Origin of the sequence: Cysteiniphilum sp. 19S12-1, from assembly GCF_052030685.1 — a bacterium.
Taxonomy (GTDB): domain Bacteria; phylum Pseudomonadota; class Gammaproteobacteria; order Francisellales; family Francisellaceae; genus Caedibacter.
Window position 1 is genome coordinate 61112 of sequence record NZ_JBQAJM010000004.1, and the last position, 24563, is coordinate 85674.

24 protein-coding genes are annotated in these 24563 nt (G+C 40.2%); 12 read left to right on the forward strand and 12 right to left on the reverse strand.

All coding sequences use genetic code 11. The features are described from left to right. Positions 1–42: 42 nt before the first annotated feature. From tkt to ACTS4L_RS02165, 3 genes are all read right to left on the reverse strand, one after another. The gene (tkt, locus tag ACTS4L_RS02155) at positions 43–2058 is read right to left on the reverse strand and encodes a transketolase (protein WP_440615435.1); all 2016 of its coding nucleotides are present in this window, start codon (positions 2056–2058) and stop codon (positions 43–45) included. A 76-nt stretch (positions 2059–2134) separates the two neighbouring features. Next, positions 2135–3433 (reverse strand): dihydropteroate synthase, encoded by a 1299-nt coding sequence (gene folP, locus ACTS4L_RS02160; RefSeq protein WP_440615434.1) that lies wholly within the window; start codon positions 3431–3433, stop codon positions 2135–2137. Next, positions 3421–3786 carry a dihydroneopterin aldolase gene (locus ACTS4L_RS02165; protein WP_440615433.1) on the reverse strand — a complete coding sequence of 122 codons (366 nt, stop codon included), beginning with the start codon at positions 3784–3786 and terminating at the stop codon, positions 3421–3423. The genes folP and ACTS4L_RS02165 overlap by 13 nt, the downstream gene beginning before the upstream one ends. Positions 3787–4068: 282 nt before the next feature. Between ACTS4L_RS02165 and dacB the strand changes: the two genes are divergently transcribed. Both dacB and dusA read left to right on the forward strand, forming a co-directional pair. Further along, on the forward strand, positions 4069–5484 hold the full coding sequence (gene dacB / locus ACTS4L_RS02170; RefSeq protein ID WP_440615477.1) for a D-alanyl-D-alanine carboxypeptidase/D-alanyl-D-alanine endopeptidase: 1416 nt from the start codon (positions 4069–4071) through the stop codon (positions 5482–5484). 115 nt (positions 5485–5599) lie between these two features. Beyond that, positions 5600–6577, forward strand: coding sequence for a tRNA dihydrouridine(20/20a) synthase DusA (gene dusA / locus ACTS4L_RS02175; RefSeq protein WP_440615432.1), 978 nt, complete (start codon positions 5600–5602; stop codon positions 6575–6577). Between the two features lie 56 nt (positions 6578–6633). On the opposite strand, the gene ACTS4L_RS02180 is transcribed toward dusA, so the two are convergent. After that, positions 6634–6774: a hypothetical protein gene (locus ACTS4L_RS02180; protein ID WP_440651661.1), complete on the reverse strand. Its 141-nt coding sequence runs from the start codon at positions 6772–6774 to the stop codon at positions 6634–6636. A 96-nt stretch (positions 6775–6870) separates the two neighbouring features. Between ACTS4L_RS02180 and purM the strand changes: the two genes are divergently transcribed. Next, a complete protein-coding gene (gene purM / locus ACTS4L_RS02185) occupies positions 6871–7917 on the forward strand; it encodes a phosphoribosylformylglycinamidine cyclo-ligase (protein WP_440615431.1) in 1047 nt (348 codons plus the stop codon). Next, a complete protein-coding gene (purN, locus tag ACTS4L_RS02190; protein WP_440615430.1) occupies positions 7907–8524 on the forward strand; it encodes a phosphoribosylglycinamide formyltransferase in 618 nt (205 codons plus the stop codon). The genes purM and purN overlap by 11 nt, the downstream gene beginning before the upstream one ends. A 424-nt stretch (positions 8525–8948) precedes the next feature. Here the strand turns inward: purN and ACTS4L_RS02195 are convergent, their stop codons facing one another. Further along, positions 8949–10214 carry a cysteine desulfurase-like protein gene (locus tag ACTS4L_RS02195; RefSeq protein ID WP_440615429.1) on the reverse strand — a complete coding sequence of 422 codons (1266 nt, stop codon included), beginning with the start codon at positions 10212–10214 and terminating at the stop codon, positions 8949–8951. Between the two features lie 26 nt (positions 10215–10240). Then, positions 10241–10933 carry a 2OG-Fe dioxygenase family protein gene (locus tag ACTS4L_RS02200; RefSeq protein WP_440615428.1) on the reverse strand — a complete coding sequence of 231 codons (693 nt, stop codon included), beginning with the start codon at positions 10931–10933 and terminating at the stop codon, positions 10241–10243. Positions 10934–11013: 80 nt separating this feature from the next. Between ACTS4L_RS02200 and ACTS4L_RS02205 the strand changes: the two genes are divergently transcribed. The 4 genes from ACTS4L_RS02205 (at position 11014) to ACTS4L_RS02220 (ending at position 13953) form a co-directional block, all read left to right on the forward strand. Beyond that, complete coding sequence (locus ACTS4L_RS02205) at positions 11014–11166, forward strand: hypothetical protein (RefSeq protein WP_440651663.1); 153 nt, start codon at positions 11014–11016, stop codon at positions 11164–11166. Positions 11167–11292: 126 nt separating this feature from the next. Next, positions 11293–12294 carry a GRP family sugar transporter gene (locus ACTS4L_RS02210; RefSeq protein WP_440615427.1) on the forward strand — a complete coding sequence of 334 codons (1002 nt, stop codon included), beginning with the start codon at positions 11293–11295 and terminating at the stop codon, positions 12292–12294. A gap of 18 nt (positions 12295–12312) precedes the next feature. Then, the gene (locus tag ACTS4L_RS02215) at positions 12313–13029 is read left to right on the forward strand and encodes an AraC family transcriptional regulator (RefSeq protein ID WP_440615426.1); all 717 of its coding nucleotides are present in this window, start codon (positions 12313–12315) and stop codon (positions 13027–13029) included. A 93-nt stretch (positions 13030–13122) separates the two neighbouring features. Beyond that, positions 13123–13953: a helix-turn-helix transcriptional regulator gene (locus ACTS4L_RS02220; protein ID WP_440615425.1), complete on the forward strand. Its 831-nt coding sequence runs from the start codon at positions 13123–13125 to the stop codon at positions 13951–13953. Positions 13954–14143: 190 nt separating this feature from the next. Here the strand turns inward: ACTS4L_RS02220 and ACTS4L_RS02225 are convergent, their stop codons facing one another. From ACTS4L_RS02225 to ACTS4L_RS02235, 3 genes are all read right to left on the reverse strand, one after another. Then, the gene (locus ACTS4L_RS02225) at positions 14144–15517 is read right to left on the reverse strand and encodes an SGNH/GDSL hydrolase family protein (RefSeq protein WP_440615424.1); all 1374 of its coding nucleotides are present in this window, start codon (positions 15515–15517) and stop codon (positions 14144–14146) included. A gap of 379 nt (positions 15518–15896) precedes the next feature. Continuing rightward, entirely contained in the window at positions 15897–17408 is a 1512-nt protein-coding gene (locus ACTS4L_RS02230; RefSeq protein WP_440615423.1) for a fumarate hydratase, read from the reverse strand. Positions 17409–17487: 79 nt separating this feature from the next. Continuing rightward, positions 17488–18459, reverse strand: coding sequence for a zinc transporter ZntB (locus ACTS4L_RS02235; protein ID WP_440615422.1), 972 nt, complete (start codon positions 18457–18459; stop codon positions 17488–17490). Between the two features lie 172 nt (positions 18460–18631). Here ACTS4L_RS02235 and ACTS4L_RS02240 point away from each other — a divergent pair, with 172 nt between their 5' ends. Beyond that, positions 18632–19447, forward strand: a complete 816-nt coding sequence (locus ACTS4L_RS02240; RefSeq protein ID WP_440615421.1) for an SPOR domain-containing protein — start codon at positions 18632–18634, stop codon at positions 19445–19447. 34 nt (positions 19448–19481) lie between these two features. Next, positions 19482–19940 (forward strand): acyl-CoA thioesterase, encoded by a 459-nt coding sequence (locus ACTS4L_RS02245; protein WP_440615420.1) that lies wholly within the window; start codon positions 19482–19484, stop codon positions 19938–19940. Here ACTS4L_RS02245 and ACTS4L_RS02250 read toward each other — a convergent pair. Then, positions 19879–20985 carry an SGNH/GDSL hydrolase family protein gene (locus ACTS4L_RS02250; protein ID WP_440615419.1) on the reverse strand — a complete coding sequence of 369 codons (1107 nt, stop codon included), beginning with the start codon at positions 20983–20985 and terminating at the stop codon, positions 19879–19881. The genes ACTS4L_RS02245 and ACTS4L_RS02250 overlap by 62 nt on opposite strands. A 10-nt stretch (positions 20986–20995) precedes the next feature. After that, the gene (locus tag ACTS4L_RS02255) at positions 20996–21697 is read right to left on the reverse strand and encodes a YggS family pyridoxal phosphate-dependent enzyme (RefSeq protein WP_440615418.1); all 702 of its coding nucleotides are present in this window, start codon (positions 21695–21697) and stop codon (positions 20996–20998) included. A gap of 46 nt (positions 21698–21743) precedes the next feature. Here ACTS4L_RS02255 and ACTS4L_RS02260 point away from each other — a divergent pair, with 46 nt between their 5' ends. Beyond that, on the forward strand, positions 21744–22784 hold the full coding sequence (locus ACTS4L_RS02260; protein WP_440615417.1) for a type IV pilus twitching motility protein PilT: 1041 nt from the start codon (positions 21744–21746) through the stop codon (positions 22782–22784). Here ACTS4L_RS02260 and ACTS4L_RS02265 read toward each other — a convergent pair whose 3' ends face one another. After that, a complete protein-coding gene (locus ACTS4L_RS02265) occupies positions 22785–24236 on the reverse strand; it encodes a potassium transporter TrkG (RefSeq protein ID WP_440615416.1) in 1452 nt (483 codons plus the stop codon). Positions 24237–24368: 132 nt separating this feature from the next. Between ACTS4L_RS02265 and ACTS4L_RS02270 the strand changes: the two genes are divergently transcribed. After that, entirely contained in the window at positions 24369–24551 is a 183-nt protein-coding gene (locus tag ACTS4L_RS02270) for a CBU_0585 family protein (protein WP_440615415.1), read from the forward strand. Positions 24552–24563: the final 12 nt, after the last annotated feature.

Sequence of the window (24563 nt, forward strand, 5' to 3'; positions counted from 1 at the left end):
CTTTTATTTCTCCTTTGTTAAACCAGTCACACCATATATGACTTATAAACTTTCAACCGTTGTTTTATTTAGAAGCACTTTGGCTGTAGCAACAGCGTTTTGTGCTGTCAAACCAAATGCTTCATATAATTTTTCAGCTGGTGCTGATTCACCAAAATGATTTAAACCAATCACATCCCCGCCTGCTTTTGGTAATAAACGATACCATAAATCACCTTGTGCTGCCTCCATGACTACTGCAGGAATACTTTGTTTTATCACAGATTGTTGATATAAATCATCTTGTTGCATGAATTTTTCAACGCAAGGCATAGAGACAACATTTACAGCAACACCTTCTTTAGCCAATGCTTCTGCCGCATCACACATGATACTGACTTCAGAGCCTGTTGCAATCAAAGTAATCTCAGCGTGTTGTGTTTCTCTTAATAGATAACCACCTTTTTTAACCAGTTGTGCTTGTGTGCTATTTGCCACCAAAGTGGGTAAATTCTGGCGAGAAAGCGCTAATAATGATGGTGTGCTTTGCTCTTCAACCGCACATTGCCACGCAATTGCTGTTTCAACGACATCCGCCGGACGCCATACATTTAAATTAGGCATTACCCGCAAGCTTGGTACGTGTTCAATGGGTTGATGTGTTGGACCATCTTCGCCCAAACCAATTGAATCATGTGTCATCACATAAACCACTGGCTGCTTCATAATCGCACTCATACGAATGGCATTTCGTGCGTAATCACTAAACACCAAGAAAGTACCACCATACGGTCTAAAGCCACCATAAAGCGACATGCCATTCATCATTGCTGCCATGCCAAATTCACGCACCCCATAGGATAGATAGTTTGCATGTTTTTCGTGATTATTAAGCCATTTGCTACCCGACCAGTTGGTTAAGTTAGAACCTGTTAAATCTGCTGAACCACCAAACATATCGGGTAATACTTTGCAGATTTCTTCTAATGCCATCTGTGAGGCTTTGCGCGTTGCTACTGTTGGCTTGTCATTGAGTAACTTATTGATATAGTCATTAATCAATCCACCAAAGTCTTGAGGTAGGCTCTTGGTTAAACGTGCATTTAATTCGTTAAACTCATTAGGATACGCTTTTTGATATTGAACAAACTGTTCATTCCAGCTATGTTCTAGCGTTGATCCTTTTTCAATGCCTGACCAATCTGCATAAATATCATTTGGAATCTCAAAAGGTGCATGATGCCAATCAAGCGCTTTGCGTGTATTGGCAATTTCTTCATCACCCAAAGGTGCGCCATGCACACTATGGCTACCTACTTTATTTGGTGAGCCTTGCCCAATCTTGGTTTTACAACAGATCAATGTTGGCTTTGAGCTTTCAGCTTGCGCTTTGGTAATAGCGGCATCAATCGCATCAAAATCATGCCCATCGACATGGGTAATAACCTGCCAACCATAAGCTTCATAGCGCTTTGCAACATCTTCGGTGAACCACCCCTTAACATCACCATCGATCGAAATACTATTATCATCCCAGAAAGCGATTAATTTGCCTAATTTCAACGTACCTGCTAAGGAACTGACTTCATGTGACACACCTTCCATCAAACAGCCGTCACCCATAAACACATAGGTAAAATGATTGATAATCTCATGTGCCGGTTGATTATAGCTATCGGCTAATAGCTTTTCTGCCAATGCCATACCAACAGCATTTGCAATACCTTGACCCAAAGGACCTGTTGTTGTTTCAATACCCGGTGCGTAACCATACTCGGGATGTCCAGGGGTTTTTGAGTGTAATTGTCTGAAATTCTTTAAGTCATCAATTGATAAATCATATCCCGTCAAATGCAATAAAGAATACAGCAACATCGAACCATGCCCATTTGACAATACAAAACGATCACGGTTAAGCCAATGTGGGTTTTTAGGGTTATGTTTTAGATATTTACGCCACAGTACTGTTGCGATATCTGCCATGCCCATCGGCATACCCGGGTGTCCTGATTTTGCTTTCTGTACAGCGTCCATTGAGAGAAAACGAATAGCATTTGCAAGAGTTATGTTTGAATTCATCTGCCTTCCAAAATTTAATAATGTTTGCGGGCAAAAGTGTAACATAACTATTTGCTAGATGCAGTGCCTACATCGATTAAATATGCTTCGCCATTGCGGTTAATCGCACATTATGTACACGCAGATAATCAACGCCTTTTTTCATCAAATCACGTGAAATCATTGCTGCCGCCAGATCCTTTTCAGCATTATCCTTACTTGCAACATATGGCATGACAGATGATTTACGTGAATGTCCGACGAGTATTTTAATGCCCAATGCTTCTTTAATTTCAGCAATACCTTTAAGTAAGCATTGTGCTTGATGTGATGTTTTACCAAAGCCAATCCCAATATCAAAAATCAGCTTTTCTTTGCGCATGCCAGCATCTAAAAGCGTTTGTGTTTTCTCTTTAGCAAAAGCAATGACTTCAGACACGGGAGCATGATCAGTTGGTAGATACTGATCACCGGCAACACCTAATTGATGCATAAAAATATAATCAACAGCTTTATCCTTGATTAAATCGGCAATCGCTTTTGCCTCAATTCCATAAATATCATTAATAATATTGACACAAGTATAATTTAGCGCCTTTGCTACCACCTCAGCATGATAGGTATCAATGCTGACCTTAAGATCAACAGGTAAAATTCGCGCATCAACCAGCACCTCAACAATCTCCAAATAAGGCTTTAACCTCTGCCAATAAACTTCCGCTGTTATTGGTTCTACACCCGGCTTGGTACTCTCAGCCCCTAAATCAATGACTTCAGCGCCTTCATTGACAAGCTCAATAATATATTGTTCAAATTGCTCAAGCGGCACTACCTGTTCACCTTGTTGCGAGAAAGAATCATTCGACAAATTAACAATTGCCATCATTTGACTACCTGCTAAGGTAAAAGGTGCAATCTCAAGCATTGGCATTGTTTTTATATATTGATATAAACCACTTGTATACTGAGGATGATGCCAGTAAGGATAAACATCCAACAAAGGTTTTAAGGCAAAGTTACGCTTAAGTAGTTCTTTATGCGGAATGGTTAAGTGCTCACTTTGATAGTTTAAATTTTCACAACATAAAATATCGATATCGATTTCACGCGGCGACCAAAAAGCGTGCTCTGGATCGCGACCTATTGCTATTTCAATACTTTTTATTTCACTTAACAGCGCCTCAGGCTCTAGATGTGTTTGCACCAAAACGGCTAAATTATAATAATCAATATCCCAGCTTGACGGTGCATTAGGTGGCAAAAGTGCTTTGGTCTGATAGATGGGGGAGACTTTTTGCACCCGACCAATATGCTTTGCAATCAAATCAACCGCTTGACGCAAATTTGATAACTTACGCCCAACATTGCTACCTAGCCCCAAGACTACTTCGCACATATATGCTCCACACAAAAGCTTGCCAATGCCACATTATCTAGCGGCGGCTTTTTATGTAGCTCAAGATAAATATCTACTTTATACGCTTCAAGCATCTCTGTTAGCACATCAAGCAACGATTGCGCTAAATGCTCGATTAATTGATAGCGCTTTTGCCGTGCTGTTTTCAATAACAATTCATTAAGTGTCGCATAGCAAATTGTCTCATTAAGATCATCACTAAGACACCCTTTTGGTGCTTTGTGATAGCTAATAATCAAATCCAGTTTAACTTGTTGTAGTTGCGCTTGCTCAAAATCATAGACACCAAGATAAACGTCCAAGACGACTTCCGTTAGTTTCAGTTTATACATATATACCACCCAAAAACATCCAAAGCATCAAAAACCTCTTCGACACAACACCGTAAAATAATTTACAAACGGTATGTAATAATTCAAAAATAAGTTGAGCTTCAATTACTCCCCTCACCCGTACAGCTTAAGCTGTGCGACCTCTCCCACAAGGGGAGAGGTATTCGCTGACGTAACTTATTTTTGATTCATTACTATATGCCAGTTCAGTGATGACATTTGCTTCCAAAAGTTGGTATTATCAACGACATCGTTAAAAATCGATAGTTTTAAATAGCGTTCATTGTGAAAAAATTTATTTTACTACTTAGTTGTGCCTTAATCAGCACCATTACATTTGCGCATGCTTCCGTGCGCAGCGAAATCCAGTCACTTGTTAAGATGTACCGCTTATCCGACGCCTCTATCGGCATTGCCGTTGAGCGTGTTAACTCTGGAAAGCTGCTTTATCAATATGCCAAAGATAGACCCTTTACACCGGCAAGTAACAACAAAGTTTTTACAGCAATTGCGGCGTTAACGGCACTGCCTAAAAACTTCCAATTTACAACATCTGTTTTCTACAAAAAATCACAATATAACAATGGTACTTTAAATGGCAACTTGTACATCGAGTTCACAGGAGACCCAAGTCTTACCGGTGCGACTTTATATAACCTGATCTCGCAAACCAAACAACATGGTATCAAACGTGTTAATGGTGATATTGTTTTAATCGCTAACCACTTTACCGGAGATTATGTACCTAATGGCTGGTCTAAAAATGATACGCCCTACTGTTTTGCAGCCCCAGCTTCTAGTTTAAATATGAATAAAAACTGCGTTGTAATCAAACTTATCAACACTAGCGGCACGAATACCAAAGTCAAAAAAATTGCTAATACCAGCAATATTACGATTAACAACACAACTCGCTTAGCAACAGCTAAAAATCGTGGCAAATGTAAGTTCGATATAGATATGACTCGAAATAATGTCCTTAATCTTTCGGGCTGCATTCCGGCGAAAGCTGAGACTTATCTTAGTCTTGCGATTGCAAATCCGGCCCTGAAAACAAAAGATACGATTAATGACTTTATCTCACAAATTGGTATTAAACACCGTGGCAATACTTTATTTGGCAACTTGCCTAGTAAATCAAGCTTAATTGAAGTTGCCAGTGTTTCATCTGACTCTATCGACACTTTGCTTACCCATATGCTCTTAAAGTCTGATAACCTCTATGCCGAGAGCTTTATGCGCACAGTGGGTTATAAACAGGCCGGTCACGGCAGCAACAATGTTGGTACCAAAGCGGTTGAATCACTGATTCGCAAAACGTATAAGGTGGATACTGATGGGTTGCATATGGAGGATGGTTCAGGCCTTTCTAAGCTTGATTCGGTAACGCCTCAGTTTATGGTGAGCTTATTAACCAATGTCTATAATAGCAGCATTGGCAAGCGTTTATACAGCGCACTACCCAGCTCTGGTGAAGATGGGACATTGGCATATCGCATGGGCGGAAAATTGCAAGGTCGTGTTCATGCCAAAACTGGCACATTAGCTGGTGTTTCGACACTTTCAGGTTATCTGTTAACAAAACACAACCATCTATTGAGTTTTTCCATTATGCTAAATGATCTGACACGATCTCAACGCATTAAAGCACGCATGCTTGAGGATGGTATTATTAAAATTTTTTATGAGAACCTTTAAAAGATATTTAAAAACGCGGTAATCATTCCGGCATTAAATAAATCACCAATTCCATTTACAATTACAGGGAATGTTTTACCATAGCCTTCTTAATTTTTGAATAAATAGAACACCAATGACACAACAACTCAATCGCACACTTTGTATCGCACCAATGATTGATTGGACAGATCGGCATTATCGTTATTTAATGCGTTTAATTACCAAACAAACAATGCTTTACACAGAGATGATTACAGCTAATGCGATCATTCATGGACCACGTGCGCGTTTATTGCAGTACTCGCCAGAGGAAAATCCACTGACATTGCAATTAGGTGGCAACAATCCAAATGATCTCATATTTTGCGCTAAGCTTGCTGAAGACTTAGGTTATAGCGAAATCAATTTGAATGTTGGCTGCCCAAGTGATCGCGTCTCACGTGGTGATTTTGGACTATCCTTGATGTATAAACCTGAGCTCGTTGCCGAGTGTGTTAATGCCTTAAAACACGCGGTTAATATCCCTATTTCAGTAAAGTGTCGCATCGGTGTTGACGATAAAGATAGCTTTGAAGAACTCATTTACTTTATCCAAGGCATTGTCGATGCTAAGGCTGATTTTATTTGTATTCATGCGCGCAAAGGCTGGCTAAATGGCTTAAGCCCCAAAGAAAATCGCACGATCCCGCCTTTACAATATGACACCGTTTATCAAATCAAAAAATCATTCCCCAATCAGTTAATGGGCATTAACGGTGGCATAACAACCCTAGATGACATCAACCAACATCTACAACATGTCGATAGTGTGATGATTGGGCGCGAAGCTTACCACAACCCGATGTTATTTAAAGATGTTGATCAGCTTTTTTATAACGAACCAAGCCATGAGCTTACGCCTTTTGACGTTGCTGAGCATTTAATTCCCTATATTGAAGAAGAGCTAAAAGCGCCTGATCGCAAGCTTAATCATATTACTCGTCACACACTTAATCTATTTAACGGCTACCCTAACGCACGTCTTTATCGCCGATTTTTAAGTGAAAATGCTACTCGCCCCGAAGCAGGCGTTCACACTTTTAAAGAAGCATTAAGCTATGTCAAAGATTAAACATTATAAGGGTATCTGTACACACTGACAGAATAGGCTTTGCAGCGAACTTAAACCTACCATCCCTGATAAAATGGATTGCCACGCATCCATGCTCGCAATGACACGCTTGATTTGTCATCCTGAGCCGAGATGGCGTGAGGATCTAATGCAAAGCTGCCATGGGTGGTTAGTGATCCTCCTAAAGGTAGTACCATTAATTTATACAGGATTACACAGCAAAAAACCCTGTAAAATGAATCATGATCAGTATATACTTTGCCCACTGCAGCGGTTAACAGTTACGCATAGTCATGAGTGATCAATCATTAAGTTATCAAGATGCTGGAGTGAGCATCGATGAAGGCAACCTGCTTGTCGAGAAAATCAAACCGTTAGCTAAATCCACCATGCGCAAAGAAGTATTAGGCGGCTTAGGTGGTTTTGGCGCTTTGTTTGAAATCCCCTTGGATCGTTATAAAAATCCCGTGTTAGTCTCAGGTACTGACGGTGTGGGCACCAAGTTAAAACTTGCTTTTGAATTAAACGATCATAGCACCATTGGTATTGATTTGGTTGCAATGTGTGTTAACGATCTAATTGTTGGTGGCGCTGAGCCATTATTTTTCCTTGATTATTATGCCACAGGTAAGCTTGATGCTCATCAAGCAGCTGATGTAATATCCGGCATTGCTGAGGGTTGTCGCCAATCAGGTGCTGCTCTTGTCGGCGGGGAGACCGCTGAGATGCCTGGCATGTACCAAGGTGAAGAATATGATCTTGCAGGCTTCTGTGTTGGCATTGTTGAAAAAGATAAAATCATTTCAAGTGACAAGGTCAAAGCAGACGATGCCTTAATTGCAATTGCTTCATCAGGGGTGCACTCCAATGGTTACTCATTGGTGCGTAAGGTCATTGAACATGTTAATGCTGACTTAAATATGCCTTTTCAACAAAGCACCTTAGGCGAAACGTTATTAACGCCAACGCGCATTTATGTCAAAACGATCTTAAAACTACTTGAGCAATATGATATTCATGCGATAAGCCATATTACAGGTGGCGGTTTTACTGAGAATATTCCACGCGTATTGCCGGATTTCACTTGTGCAAATATCAACTTAGACAGTTGGCAATTTCCTGCAATTTTCCAGTGGTTGCAACAAAATGGCAATATTAGCCAAAGCGAGATGCTTAAAACATTTAACTGTGGTGCAGGCATTGTAATGGCAGTAGCACAAAGTGATAAAAAGGCGATGCTTGAAACACTTAAAGCACTTGGTGAAACTGCTTGGGAAATTGGTCACTTAAGCCAATCGCAGCAACAACAAGCGCATGTTAGCTACTTCCATGGCAAATAAATCGATATTTAAACTTGTGGTTCTATCGTCAGGATATGGCTCAAATCTGCAAGCGATCATTGATCAGCTACATAATGAAGATGATATAAAGATCAGTGCGATCATTTCTGATAAGGCATCTGAGTCCATCACACGCGCACTTAATCACAATATTCCCTGCTTATATTTACCTAGGCAAAAACAACAAACCCGAGAGGAATATGATCAGCTACTCTCTGAGCTACTTAAACCATTTCATCCTGACTTGATCATTTTAGCTGGATTTATGCGTATTCTATCACCTGACTTTATCCAGAAATTTCCACAGCAAATCATCAATATCCACCCATCACTACTGCCTAAATACAAAGGCTTAAATACCCATCAACGCGTGATCGATGCCAAAGACACAATCCACGGCACCACGATACACTACGTTGATGAACACTTGGATAGTGGTAAAATCATCGCGCAAAAACGCATTGATGTTTTACCCTTTGACACCGCTGAAACGCTAGAGCAAGCCATCAAATCACTTGAACATGTTTTTTATCCAGCAACCATTCACAAGCTTGCAACAAAAATGCGTAATAACGCTAGCCTAACGCCCGAAAATAACCATAACTAAATCGACTTAGTAATAAATCAAGAATAAGTTGCGCTAACTAATACCTCTGCCCTTGTGGGAGAGGTCGTGCTGCTTAAGCTGTGCGGGTGAGGGGAAATTGAAACTCAACTTATTTGTGCATTATTACTTACCGCAGATATTAGACATAAATGTAAAAGGTCTATCGCTAAAAATAAAAATCTCTTATACATCAATAAAGCTTATTATTTAACTGGAATATCCTTAAGAGGGTTTTAACATCCTTGTGATCAACTCTTAGTAACAAAGGGGAGGGAGTGTTATTGAGCCGTAGCGTCCTGCCACGAAAGTTATTCTCTCAAATACTCTGGCTGCAAGATAGAGGAGATCTCTGAAATTTATTTAAGAAATCTCTGCTTTTATATGGCGAATATCTCACAAGGTCATAATGCGGTCTTATATGAAATCATCTCAAAACGACTTCATCATTTAATTTAAACTTAATCGTCTCAGCTAAAATATCAAATAAATAATCAATTTCAGCCAAAGTATTGTAATAAGCAAAACCAATGCGCAGCACACCATCGCTTGGGTCTAAACCTAGTTTTTCAATAAATCGTGGCACATAAAAATGTCCAAACCCGACACAAATATTATGTTGAGCCAAGGCTTGTGCTAATTCTCTATTACTGACACCGGCAACAGTTATTGCAAATGTTGGCGTGCGCTTGGTTAACTTATCCTGAGAATCCACGCCATGCACCGTGATGTGCGGATGTGCCTCAAGTTTTTTCAAAAAATAAGATTTGAGCGTTAATTCATGCTTTTCTATTGCTGACATGCTTAACGTCAATGCTGTCTTTAAATCCGTCTTTGCCATTTTTTCATTGATCAAAGCAGCTTTGTGATAAATGGCTGCTTCTAAACCTGCCAATGCTTCAAAGTTTTGTGTTCCGGTTTCTAGCGCATAAGGCAAAATATCGGGTGATGGCGCTATTTTGTAGGGTTTAATGGATACCATTGTTTGTGATTTACTATACAAAATACCGATATGTGGCGCTGAGAACTTATAACCTGAGCATACCAACCAATCACAACCAATCACTTGCACGTCAACCTTATAATGTGCAATAAAATGCACTGCATCAACAAATAGCTTAACCCGATACTGTTTTGCCAAAGCACTAACTCGCGTAATATCAGTAATACTACCGCAAATATTAGATGCCAACGTTATCGCAATGAGTTTTGTCCTGCCCTTTTTCAAGATCGCTTCAAGTCGATCAAGATCAAGTGTATAACTATCTTGATCAAATGGTATTATCTCGGCATTAACACCCCTCTCCTTTGCCTTGATAAGCCATGGACTGATATTTGCCTCATGATCAAGTTCACTGACAATAATGTTATCCTTAGGCAACCAAGTATTAGCAACTGCATGTGATAATGCCCATGTGATCGTTGTCATATTTTGCCCAAAGCTGATCTCTTTAGAATCGTTTGCATTGATGAGCGCTGCCATTACCTCACGAGCTCGATCCATTTGTTGTTGTGCGCTAATGCTACTTTGATAAAAACCACCCAAATTCGCAACACCATCCGCCATAAACTCCGTCATTACCCTCATCACAGCAGAACTTACCTGCGTGCCACCTGGGCCATCAAAATAAATCGCCGGATTCGATTTAATCAACGCAGGAAAGCCTTGGCGTATATTATCTACATCAAACATAAATAGCTTTTCCTTTTATCTTTTTGTTATTTTTTAATCTGCATAGTAATCACAAACACATCACGATGCCCATTACCCGGTAATAAGGGGACAATTGGTGAGGCATAATGTGCATATTTGCGATCATTAAAGAGAAACATCTCGCCCTCTTTGAGCACTTGATTTACATGGATATGTTGATGATTACTAATATCAACCAATAGCGAATTACCTCCCGTGATATTTTGCATATCAACACAAACCACCGTGACATAATCAAAGCCATCTTGATGCACACCCTCAGGAGCTGGCTTTCCCGTTACTTCATCATTAGTATAAATACGAATTTGATGAATACCAAAATGATAATCACATGCTGGCAGTCTAGGATAGATATGCGCCATGATAATGTCGCTAGCCACTTTCTTGGCAATATCCATCTCGATTAATGGGAAATTTCGATCGATTCCACCTTGATATTTATTGAGTTTTTTTGATTGGTGAAACACTTCACTATGCTTACTCACACTAATCTCACCCTGCAAAATATCACCCACAGCAAACGCACGGTGGCGATAATTGTCCCCCGATTTCATATTTGGATCGCGCTTGAGTGTTTCAAAAGGTTTGGCAAATATAGGTTTTAAGTCACCAATAAATGCAATCTGATACCTCATTTCTTCAGCTTTTTCTGCTTCTTTATTTGATCCTTTTGGCATATCTAATTCCACTTGATACATCTAAATCCTCCCTAACATAGTTATATATTATACCGCCCATAAACTAATGGCACTACTTTTAGGAGAATAACTAACCATCCATGGCAGTTCCGCATTGGATCCTCACGCCATCTTGCCTTACGGATGACAAGTCAGAGGCTGTCATTGCGAGCATGGATGCGTGGCAATCCATTTTATCAGGGATGATTGATTTAACGTCGTTGCAAAGCCTATATTTACAAGCTACCTCTTAAGGTAGTGCCATTAGCCCATCAACCATTTTACAGCATTTCAGTATTTAATTTACAGAACACTATCTTTTTAATTTAATTTTCTCTACCATTGGCGCGTTTTAGCAATCATTTAACAGGAGTTTTCTTATGTTTTTCGCGCAATCTTACGGACTGGCGATTTTATTTTGTATTATCACAATGCTTTGTTGGGGATCTTGGGCAAACCTTCAAAAAGCAACAGGCAAACAATGGGCGTTTCAATATTTCTATTGGGATTATGCTATTGGTGTGCTCTTGATCAGCTTTATTCTTGCCATCACTTTGGGTAACACTGGCAGCATTGGACGTGGCTTTTTTGTTGATCTGGCGCAGGCAAATACCAATATGATTATACTTGCGCTTATTGGTGGTATTGTCTTTAATCTTGCTAATATCTTACTCGTTGCTGCCATTGACATTGCTGGCATGGCAGTGGCTTTCCCTGTTGCTATTGGACTTGCGTTAGTGCTTGGCGTGATTCTTAATTACATTGCCAATCCATTGGGTAATGCCTTAGTTTTAGCTATCGGTGTGATCTGTGTCGCTATTGCTATTATCCTTGATGCCAAGGCATATAAGACACTCAAAGCGCACTTAACACAATCAGCATTTAAAAAAGGACTCATTATTGCACTAATCTCTGGCGCATTGATGGGTACATTTTACTATTTCGTTGCCGCATCGATGATTGCCAATTTCCATACACCTGAAGCGGGGAAACTAACACCTTATAGTGCCGCGGTTATTTTTGCGATTGGTTTATTTTTATCAAACTTTATTATCAATACATGGATGATGAAGAAGCCATTTATTGGCGAACCCATTAAAGGCACTGGATACTTTAAAGGAAGCTTTAGAGCACATATTTTTGGAATTTTAGGGGGTGCCATTTGGGGCTTGGGTACAGGCTTGAACTTTATTGCTGCAGGCACTGCAGGACCTGCCATTTCTTATGGGCTTGGTCAAGGTGCTACGATGATTGCTGCTCTATGGGGTGTCTTTATTTGGCGCGAATTCAAGCATGCACCGCAATCAGCTAACAAACTTTTGCTGTGGATGTTTATCTTCTACTTTATTGGTTTGTTATTGATTATTTTTGCTAAGGCTTAACTCATTTAAGATAAGATAATGAATCAGCTTGCACACCTTTTAAGTATTGATATTAGCCGCTTGCCAACGGCTAAATTACACCAACATGATAAAGCACAATTAAGCTACATGCAAAAAGGTGTGTTAAAGGTTATCGTCGGTCATAAAGTCTATATCGTGCCCACGGGTTTTGCGATTTATATCCCATCAGGCATCACTCATGGCATCGAATGCGCTCAGGATATCGATGGCATCATTCTGTACTTTGATCAAAACATGCCACTATTACCCGCAGAGGTTATCATTAGCAAACCAGATGAACTAACTAAACAGCTGATATTAAAGGTTGATCAACAAGGTCAAGATGTAGCACCTGTTTTCACACAAGCATTGCTACAAGCTATGCGTGATGATCAATCTGCTCCTAACTATGCTTTAAGTTTCCCAACACATCCTTTGCTGCGTGACTTAATCACTTATATTGATAAGCAGCTAGCACAACCAGTATCCATTGAAGTTATCGCTCAAAAAGCGCATCTCAGCGCACGCCATTTATCTCGTATTTTCAAAAAAGAAACGGGACTGTCATTTTCCTACTGGCTACAGCAGTACAAAATGCTCTATGCTTTGGTGCTGTTGCCGCAACATCAAAGCACATCTGTCGTTGCCCGAGCATTAGGTTATCATAGCGATAGCGCTTTTATTAGCACCTTTAAAAAATTCACACACGGCAAACCGCCCTCGTTTTTTTATTAAATTACCATTTCTCAAGCCAAAATGATTTATAAACCATTCAATCAAAGGTATGATCAATATCATTGCTATTAACTGTTGTGATTAGCCCCTAAAATGGCTTTATTTAACGCTACTCGGAACACACCTCTGATTAAAAAATTTGAAGAATGGATTACTGAGGCAAAAACATTCAAAGAAATCGGTCAACTTTCGATTAAATATAGTCAGCCGATCAAACGCATGTTTCATTTAACACTGCCTAATGAGCAACTTCTAAATTTTACATTTATTCGCACGCATAATGATTTGAAGCGTAATATTGTCACATTAGAACCAATGTTGGCACTAAAATTTTATCGTCAAAACCTACATATTGATGACCATATGCTCGATCGCAATCTCATCAATCCTTTCTATGACCGCGTTGAGTTAATGAATCCTCATTATCAAAAGGCATTTATTGCAATAACATCGCCATATGAAATCTCAACGCCTGTTGTTATCGAACACGATTTGGATATCTATAAAGATGCTTTTTGCTTTCAAATTGCCAACCCTAGCAATAAGGACTTTATTACCGGTGCATGGTTTGCAACATTTCTACAAATGATTATCGCATTTTATAACTTTTATTCACCACAACTGACGCCAAACTTCCCAAGCTATGACACCAGAAGCATAATAACAGAGCTTAGGCATGATGATCTTTTCCACGACTTCATTGTCATGCACGATCTAACACCCACACAAGGGCAATATCTGAAATATTTAGTGTTTTCTTGGGAAAGCAAGCGCATTGCCAGCCATTTGTGCCGCTCTGAACGCACCGTTGAAAAAGTGATTGATGCCATAAAACTAAAGCTCGATTTACACTCAAAACAAGAGCTGTGCACATTACTACAATGTTATTATATCAACTTGATTTCGGAGCGTATAACTAATTGAGGTTACGCACTTTTGCTAATCCAACACCATGGTTTTCTCGAAAACATACAACCACAGCGACCAAGTAATGAGCCAAGAATAAGTTGAACCTTAATTACCCCCCTCACCCGTGCAGCTTAAGCTGCACGAGCGATCCCACAAGGGGCGAGGTGCTAGCTAATGCAACTTATTTATACATCATTACTAACCGTTATTGAGCGTAGTTTAGTATACAGCCATCACCTGCTAAGCCATTTTGATCCGCTTTACAGCTTTGGTTTAAGTAACCTGCCGCCTGATAGTAACTATCGTGAAGTTGATCATAACACACCAGCTTGGGATAAGTTGGATCACTAGCAATACATGCTTTAACACCTTGTTTTGCCGTATTACTGCAACTTAAAGTATTTTTATCAACTGCCAGAGTCCCAAGATAGGCACCCCAACCATTTAATGGCTTGTGATTATGATCAAGAATGTAAGCGCCAATATGCAATGATTGAGGACAGCTGTATTTGTGTGATACATCAACAGGTTTTTCAGCCTTAAGAATATTATTTAGATAAGCCGATAAAGCTTGTGCATGTTGATAAGCATAAGCCTTTGTTGGATGCCCACTACCTGAGCCATCACTTGGTAAGCGACGATCAACAAAGCAGCTTATTGTTTTTCCATTAAAATTGAGATTTTTAGGCGTTGCACATTGTCCTGCGATATTTGCCTCTGCCTGCCAATACTGCTGATACATCGGCACATAGTCAGGACGAAATCCCCATAAGTCCAACACAATTTTGGCATGTGAATTTAATGCTTGCACTTTCTCAACAAATTGCTGCAATGCTTGTTGATATTTACTTTGGTCGGCAACAAAGGTGTCATTGGTGCCAAGATTAATCACAACAATATCGGCATTCTCGCTAGTGATTGGCTTATTGTGCTGATCGGTGTTATAGCTACTGCTGTCATAATATGTAAACATGGTAGAATGCCCCCAATAGGAGCCTGGTGTTAATGATATTCCTGAGAGCGCAATAAAGCTTGGATCAATATGCCAACCCTGTGCATTTAATCGTTCAACGCTTTGAAAGGCATAAGAGATTGCAATATTTGCATAGCCAATATTGCCACTTGCACCACCATCATTATTACTATCTTGAAAGCCTGCTGTAATCGAGTCACCATAAAACACAATTTTCTTAAGATCAGCATACTTCTCAACTAACTCAGCATTATTTAACGTTACCGACTGCACATAGAAAGGCGAGTAAAAGAATGGTGTCTGCTTTGCATCCGCCTCATTTAATTGAACCAATTTGATATTATGCGCTTTTGATAAATCTAGCGTTGAATCCAGACTTAGATCAATATCAACATCCGTGGCTGATGTGTTATCGAGTTTAATGGCACTAGTAGGCGTCTGAAGCAGTGAAGTGCGTGCAACTTTTGCTAGCTTATTATCAACATAGACATTAAACCATGTTTCATTACTATTACTTGGGTTAGCTTTAGCAATCTTAATCACTATATTGGCGTTGCTACTTAGCGCCTTAACATTCAAAGACACCGTGCTTCCTGACCAGTTCATAGGGTAGCGACTACCCTATTTTCTGTTTTTCCTTTCAGTTATAAGCATTTCTCCTGATCGCCTTTCACATGCAGTCGTTGGCTGAGCGCCATTTCTTATTAAGCATTACCCCTTCGACTTAGCTCAGGGGACAAACAGTATTATTGCTTGGGAAATATTTGCATATTTTTACCTCTCCCCTTGAGGGAGAGGTCGTGCAGCCTAAGCTGCGCGGGTGAGGGGTAATTAACTCATTATGCTTTTGTCATTATTTTGCTATTTCTGCTTCTTTATCTTTCTTCCATGTAGAGTCGTTGGCTGAGCGCTAGTCGAAGCCATCTCGTATCAGCATTCCCCCTTCGACTTTGCTCAGGGAACGAGAAATAGTGCTGATAGGTGACTATAGTTTCATCTCAGCAATTTTCACTTTCCATTCTTTGGGACCTGTTTGGTGCACTGAAGTGCCTTGACTATCAACAGCAACAGTTACTGGCATATCCTCAACTTCAAACTCATAAATTGCCTCCATTCCCAGATCTTCAAATCCAATAACACGAGCCTTACGAATCGATTTAGAGATAAGATAAGCCGCTCCACCAACTGCCATTAAATAAACGGCTTTATGTTTTTTGATAGAATCAATCGTTGCCTGACCACGCTCGGCTTTACCGACCATGCCGGCAATACCAACTTCACTCAACATAAAATCAGTAAACTTATCCATCCGCGTTGCCGTTGTAGGACCCGCAGGACCGACCACCTCATCACCCACAGGATCAACTGGTCCCACGTAATAAATAAATTTACCTTTTAAATCAACTGGCAATGGCTCGCCATTTTTCACCATATCCATAATACGCTTATGTGCGGCATCACGACCTGTTAATAACTTGCCATTTAATAGTAATGTTTCACCTGGTTTTAAATTTTCAATATCGGCTTGCGTTAAGGTATTTAAATCGACGCGACGCACTTGTGATTTATTAGTTTCAGTAATTTCAGGCCAATCTTCTAATTTTGGTACAGGTAATTGCGCAACACCTGAGCCATCTAGGGTAAAGTGCACATGGCGCGTTGCTGCGCAATTTGGAATGAGTGCCACAGGTTTACATGCTGCATGCGTTGGGTATTCATGGATTTTGACATCAAGTACCGTTGTCAATCCGCCCAAGCCTTGCGCACCAATGCCTAGATCATTGATTCTGTGATAAAGCTCAACACGTAATTTCTCAAGCTCAGTCTGCGCACCACGCTCAAGAATCTCATGCATATCAATCTCTTCACCTAATGACTCTTTGGCTAATAGCATCGCCTTTTCCGCTGTGCCACCAATACCAATACCGATAATACCCGGCGGACACCAACCCGCACCCATTGTTGGCAACATCTCAAGCACCCAATCAACAATGCTATCACTGGGGTTTAGGACTTTAAACTTTGATTTAAATTCAGAACCACCGCCTTTAGCTGCTAATTCAACCTCGATATTAGATCCTGATACCATATCAATATGTACAATTGCAGGGGTATTGTCTTTGGTATTTTTACGCGCGCCATGTGGTGGATTGACCATGGATGCTCGAAGCGGATTATCGGCATTTAAATACGCGCGACGCACGCCTTCATTGACAAGTTCAGTAATCGTGCGATCAGTGCGATCAAGCTTTGCCTCCATCCCGACTTTAACAAAGGCACAGACCATACCGGTATCCTGACAAATCGGGCGATGACCATAAGCTGCCATGCGTGAGTTTATCAAAATCTGACCAATCGCATCTTTTGCTGGCTTTGATGCTTCATACTCATAAGCGCGATACATCGCTTGCACAAAGTCTTTAGGGTGATAATAAGAAATAAATTGCAATCCATCGGCAACACTTTGAATGAAATCTTCTACTTTAATAACTGACATTTAAAATGACTCTATTGATTAAACTTCGACGCATTTTAACAAGGATTGACGCTAGTGGTACAGAAAAAATCAAAGTCAATCAAATCCAACGTATTTTACGCATAATGGCAATATAACCCACCATAATCAACGCAAGTATGGAGCAGACAATAATAAAGCCATAATGCGATTCAGCCCCTGGAATCCCGGCAACATTAATACCCAAAAGACCGGTGATAAACCCTAATGGGATAAAAACCACACTAATCATCGATAAGATATACATACGCTGATTCATCTGTGTTTGCTCATAGGCATGAATTTCATTTTGGATAATTAAGCTTCTATCTTTCATCGCATCCAAATCTTCCAATAGACGCATATTCGCATCGAGTACTTGTCTTAATTCAAAGACGTCCTCATCACTTAGCCATGACAGTTTATTCGCTGAAATGGCCAATATCGCTTCGCGCTGCGGCAAAATATAGCGTCTGATTTTAATGACCTTTTTACAAATCGCATTGACCTTATCGGATAACTCAATCGATCGCTCCTTCTTAATCAGAAGCTCGATGTCATCGAGTTTACCATCATAGCTATCAACCAGCTGATCGGTATGCTCGGTAATATGCATCAATAAAATATTCAAAAACTCGCTTGTCGCACAGGGTCCCGCATTTGAGCGTAGCATATTGTTAATCTCCGCAATCGAGTGTAGTTCTCGACGTTTGACGGTAATAATTAAGTGCTCGCTTAACCACATGCGGATCGATGTCATATCTTCAGGCTTCTGCCCCTTATTAAGATTAATCGCGCGAAAAGTTGCCAACATGCCATTATCAAGCACCAAAATGCGTGGTCTGGTTTCTTTGGCACATAGCATATCGATGATTTTTTCAGGAATCACTTGATATTCATTTAAAAAATCAGCCGCTTGCGTTAAATCCAGATGCAGCCAGATAATGCCAGATGATGCCGCCATAACTGAGGGAATATCTTTTTCGGTGATTTCTTTAGCGCCACCGTCACCATCTAACAGTTTAATATTTACATGCTTTTTTTGTACTTCCATCACTTGATATCATTAAATACCTTTTTGCATCACTCTAACGTAAAACGCTATAAACGCAATCAGTTAATCAGATAAAGTGCACAAACCTACTTTATACTTTGGCAAGTTCTTATTAAAATCTCTAGCATACCTTTAAAAAACAATCCATAAATAAAAGGCAAGCTTCTCTACAATGCGTGATTTTGCTAAAAACAACTCATCAACTACTGCTAAAAGCAATAAAAAAAGTAAAAAGAGTACCGCAGATAACAAGCCTCGTACGCAATCCTCATTAGCCATCAGGAAAATCATTCTCGCACTTTTGTTACTCGTATTGATTATTGCTTTTATTGTTAGCTTTTATTGGGGTAATGAATCCAAAGATGCCACCGCAACAACGACTGCACAAACGGTAAATGTCTCACCCAAAACAGCTGTTAATGCCAGTGAGACTAAAGGGCAAAACAATCAAAAACAAGATAATGCCATAGCAGACAGTAAGTCAACTCAAGAAGCACATCAACCTGCCAACACCTCTGGCGTTAGCGTGCCTCCAGCGAATGAGAACAGTGTAAAAGAAGCAAAAGAAGCAAAAGAGACCGCTGCAACAAACAGCAAAAAAGTAAATGACAGCAAAACTGACAACAAAAAAGATGACGATCAGCCTTTAACGTTTACTTTTTATAACACACTGACTAACAAGACCGTACAAGTCGATGCTAACCCTGACAAACTAAAGCAATATCGCTATACCTATATGCTGCAAGTTGGTTCATATCGCAATCAAAGTGATGCCAATGCCACGCGTGCTAAGCTTATTTTGGCAGGTCTTAAGCCAACCATTAAAAAAGTAGGCGATTGGTATCGCTTGGATGTGGGACCTGTCTATAATAAGCGTGATGGTGATGTCATCAAACACAAAGTTGAAGCAGCTGGTATTTCTGGCAGTATTTTGCGTCAAGTAGATAAACAGGAAATCACTCAACAAACAAGCGATAATAATCACTAGACTATATGGAGTTTTGCCTTTAAAGGAATAATTTATGCGAATATTCAAAACATATTTTAACGTAATGGCGGAGCATATCGATGCCAACCAACATGTCAGCAATATCGTCTATATCAAATGGATGCAGGATATTGCCGTGATGCATTCGGATGCCTGCGGTTGGGACACCAAGCGTTATCACCAAAACCATTGCACATGGGTTGCCAAAACCCATTTTATTGACTATATCAAACAGGTTTTCTTAGGTGAGGTCATTGAAGCTAGAACGTGGGTTGATGAGATAAAGCGCTCAACGGCACTACGCAAATATGAGTTTATCAATCAGCGTGGTGAAATCGTTGCCAAAGCTGAAACCAATTGGGTGTTCATCAACACCGAAACCCAACGCATTCAACGTGTATTACCCGAAGTACGTGAAGACTTCGAGCGCTTTAGGTCATCTGAATATAATGAAGCAGCTGACTTGCTAAATAGCGATGCACCATCGTTGTAGGGTGCATACCGTTATAGAATAAATAGCCGTTACAATATGGCAAATCTTCCGCCTTAGCACAGGTTAAGTCAACAGGTTTTGTAATGCCAATACTTGCCAAAACATTGGCTTTATTAAAATAAACATCTAAAAACAGTCGATCGATTGGAAAGACATGATTGGCTGGGAACTCACCTAAAGTCTGAAGCACAAGATTAGTTTGCAAACTGAAGTTATACATTTGGGAAATGGATGAAATAATGGTTAGTATACTTTGACGCATAATATGACTATGAATATGTTCATCAACTAAGTTTGTCAATGCCGGCACCATCGAGAAATTAGGCAGATTAAGCACGTAGATATTTGCTACAGGCACACCATGTTGCATCAATATTTTTACCGCTTTAACGATATTATCAATCGGATGCGCAAGCGCTTGACCATTGTTTGACGCAATACGTACGATATTTTGATAAAAATCATTGCCTCCCGCCCATAAAATAAAAAGCGTTTTGGGGTTAGGCTTGTTATTGACATTGGCAAGATATAATTGTAGCTGCTTTAACACGCCAGGCACACAATTATAAGCGCCATAATCACCCACGCCATGCAAGCACTGTTCACTCGTATCAGGTGCCCATGTTGTATCCGTTAGATAATAATCACCGGTCTCAGCCGAGGCGGTTGCAAAAGACGCATTATGATCAAAAGCCATATTAGGCTTTAATGCTTTAATATTGTAAAACTTATCTCCTGCACTCGTTGGCAGCTCAGCTAAGATATAATTAAGCCACGTCTTGCGACTTTTATCATTTGGACTCAACTCACTCGTAATTGGTGCACCCATTTTATCTGTAATACCACTGGGTTTAACCCAATAGTTATTGCCAACACCTTGTCCATGATAAACACTATCACTTAAGCTATCGCCAAAGACGACAACATTAGCAAAATCTTTCGCTTGAGGATCAACCCTCGCCTCAGCTTGGCGCTTAATTAAGGCAATAACCACAATGACAATCACAAGTGCGGCACTCAAACTCCAAAAGATCTTCTTTAACATCCTAGTCTCGCTATTTACGCCCACCAAAAATAGTACTTCCAATACGTAACATTGTGCTACCCGCGGCAATCGCTGCGGGCATATCACCACTCATACCCATGGATAACTCTTGCAGGTTAAGCTTAAACTTTTGGTTTATCTTATCTTTACACTCAACCAGTTTATAAAAGCTCGCTAACTCTTTATCATACTCTCCAGTATATTCAAGCATACACATCAAACCGCGAAGCTTGAGATTAGGACAATATTTAACGATATAGTCAACTAAACCCTCTATTGCATCGCAATCATTGAGCATAATGCCTGATTTTTGTGGTTCAAGATCAACATTAACCTGAATTAGCACCTGTATTGTTTTATCAATTTCCGCACAGTGGCGCTGTAATTTTTGAGCGTATTCAATGCTGCTTAGCGTATGCAGCCAATCAAAATGTTGCGCGATTTTTTTGAGTTTATTGGACTGCAGGCGTCCAATATAGTGCCATGTAATGTCCTCTGGCAATCCGGAGATCTTATCAATTGCTTCCTGCACAAAGCTCTCAGCAAATGTGCGCATACCCGCATCATAAATCACACGCATTGCCTCAATAGACTGTTTTTTTGATACGGCTAACAATTTTGGTTTAGTTGTCCTTTGTACCACTAATGATTCAATCCGTTGTTGTAGCTTAGATAAATTTTGTCGCAATTGCGCTTCTTGATCATAATTCATCTGCTATAGTCTTAGAGTGTATAGTTAGTAAGAAGGATATCTTAACATGAACCTCACGGAATTATTATCGCTTTGTATTAGCAAAAAGGCATCGGATTTACACCTCTCTAGTGGCGCTAAAGTTAAACTGCGTGTTGATGGACATATTGAGTCTGCCAGTGCTGAGCTATTAACTGAAGAAAACCTTGAGAGCTACTTGCATGAAGTCATGACCTTGGAGCAATATCAACATTTTCAAGAAACGCTAGAATATGATTTTTCTGTCCATTTGCCAGAGCTTCATTCGCGCTTTAGGGTGAATGCGTTTAAACAAGATCGTGGCAGTGCCCTTGTTTTTCGCGTGATCCCTGAGAATGTTTACACATTGGATGAGCTTGAAACCCCTGAGATTTTCAAAGAGCTCATGCATAAGCCGCATGGACTGATTGTCGTTACCGGGCCCACCGGTAGTGGTAAGAGTACGACACTTGCAGCAATGATTGATCATATTAACAAAACCGAAAAAGGGCATATTATCTCGATTGAAGATCCGATTGAGTTCACTCATAAATCACAGCAGTGCCTCATCAATCAACGTGAGGTAAAGCGTGATACTTTAAGTTTTAATGCAGCCCTTCGTGCAGCACTACGAGAGGACCCTGATTATATTTTGGTCGGTGAAATGCGTGATGTTGAGACCATTCGTCTGGCGTTAACCGCCGCTGAAACTGGGCATTTGGTATTTGCCACTTTGCATACTTCATCTGCACCCAAAACCATTGATCGGATTATTAATGTCTTTCCAGGAGATGAACAACCAATGATTCGCTCGATGCTCTCAGAGTCTTTACAAGCTGTTATTGCTCAGCGGCTTATTCGTAAAAAAGAAGGCGGACGTGTCGCAGCTCATGAAGTGCTCATTGCTAATACGGCAGTGCGTAACCTTATTCGTGAGAATAAAATCCCTCAGCTTTATAATGTATTGCAAACCAGTCAAAACAAAGGCATGCAAACCCTAGAACAAGCATTAACCAAACTCTTTAATTGTGGAATAATTGATGCGGAGGAACTTAAGAAATACAACACCATACAACAACCGATGTCCTAGCTATCGACGCCAAAAATCTGGGGTGAATAATACTAAAATGGTAAATACTTCTAAACGCCCTAAGAGCATCGCGAAGTTCAAGATCCAATGCGCCTCGGTCGGTAAGGTGGCATAATTCACCCCAACTTGACCAAGACCAGGCCCTAGGTTCGAGATACTTGCTGCCACAGCCGAGAATGCCGTTACTGAATCAATCCCAACCCCCATCATGCATAACCACAAGATAACGAATAAAATAAAATAAGCAGCAACAAATCCCCAAACACTGCTCATCACACTTTCAGACATCACTTTATTGCCAAACTTCACCGGAAAAACACCCGCTGGATGCACTAAGCGCCGTGCTTCGCGAAAAGCTTGCTTTCTTAAAAGTACTGCGCGCACGATCTTAAGTCCGCCCGAGCTTGAACCTGCACATCCGCCAATAAGACCTATGACCATTAACAAAATCGGCAAGAACAATGGCCATAAATGGTAATTTGCATCGGCTGTAAATCCTGTATTTGAGACAAATGATGCGACTTGAAACAATCCATCCCAAAACGCGCGATCATTACTCTTGGTCACATCCTGCGAAATCAAGGTTAATACAACAATCACAATCATCGAAAAAGCAAAAAAGATATAGGCGCGAAACTCAGGATCACGCCAATAGACTTTAAGTGATATGCGTTTAAATGCAGTAAAGTGCAGTGCAAAGCTTGTCGCACTAATCATCATATAAAAGATACAGATTGAATAAATCAACGGCGTTTGACCACTCATTGATGCATCACTGGGTGCAAAGCCACCCGTACCAATCGTTGAATAGGCATAACAAATTGCATTAAACCAATTCATACCACCAAATTTATAACTAATAATACATAGCACGACTAATAAGAGATAAATCCCCCACAACACTTTGGCAGTATCCGCAATTCTTGGCGTTAACTTATTCTCTTTCCATGGTCCATTGGCCTCAGCTCGATATAGCTGCATACCACCAACGCCAAGCATTGGTAAAATTGCCACAGATAAAATGATAATCCCCATACCACCCAAAAGTTGGGTTTGCTGGCGATAATACAAGATACTCTTGGGTAGCGAATCAAGACCATGAATGACGGTTGCACCCGTGGTGGTAAATCCAGAAATCGATTCAAATACCGCATCGGAAAAGCTCAAATGCAAACCATTTGACAGCATATAAGGAATCGCACCATAAAACCCAAGCACCGACCAAATAGCAATCACGACGATAAAGCCATCTTTAACCGTCAGCTGCTTTTTTGACTTGGAGCTAAGTGCCCAAAAGACAAGTCCTGAGATCAATGTAATTAAAAAACTCGATAAAAAAGGCTCGCTATTATGTTCATGATAAACCCAGCTGACGATGATGGGAGTTAACATCGTCAAACTAAAGAACATCAGCAACATGCCTAATACTTTAAAAATAGGGCCTGGGCGCATAAATCGTTTTTCCTAAATGCTTATACTCATTACAACGGCGTTTTATCGTATTACGGTTGTATGTGCTATAGGTTTTTGTTAGGCATTCTAGTATAATCGCCAACAAAATAGAAACAACAACTTAGATGAGTTATGTCCATTATTCTTAAAATGCTGCACCTTTTTGACAATAAAAAGCAACGCGAATACGTCAGTAACGCCGGTGATTTTCTCGCCAATTACGATCGTGATTTCCCAACGCGCTCACAATCACAAAAAAAAGAAGCGCAAAAGCATCGTAATATTTTTAGTCGCAAAACAGATGAACTATTTTAAGTCTTAATAGAG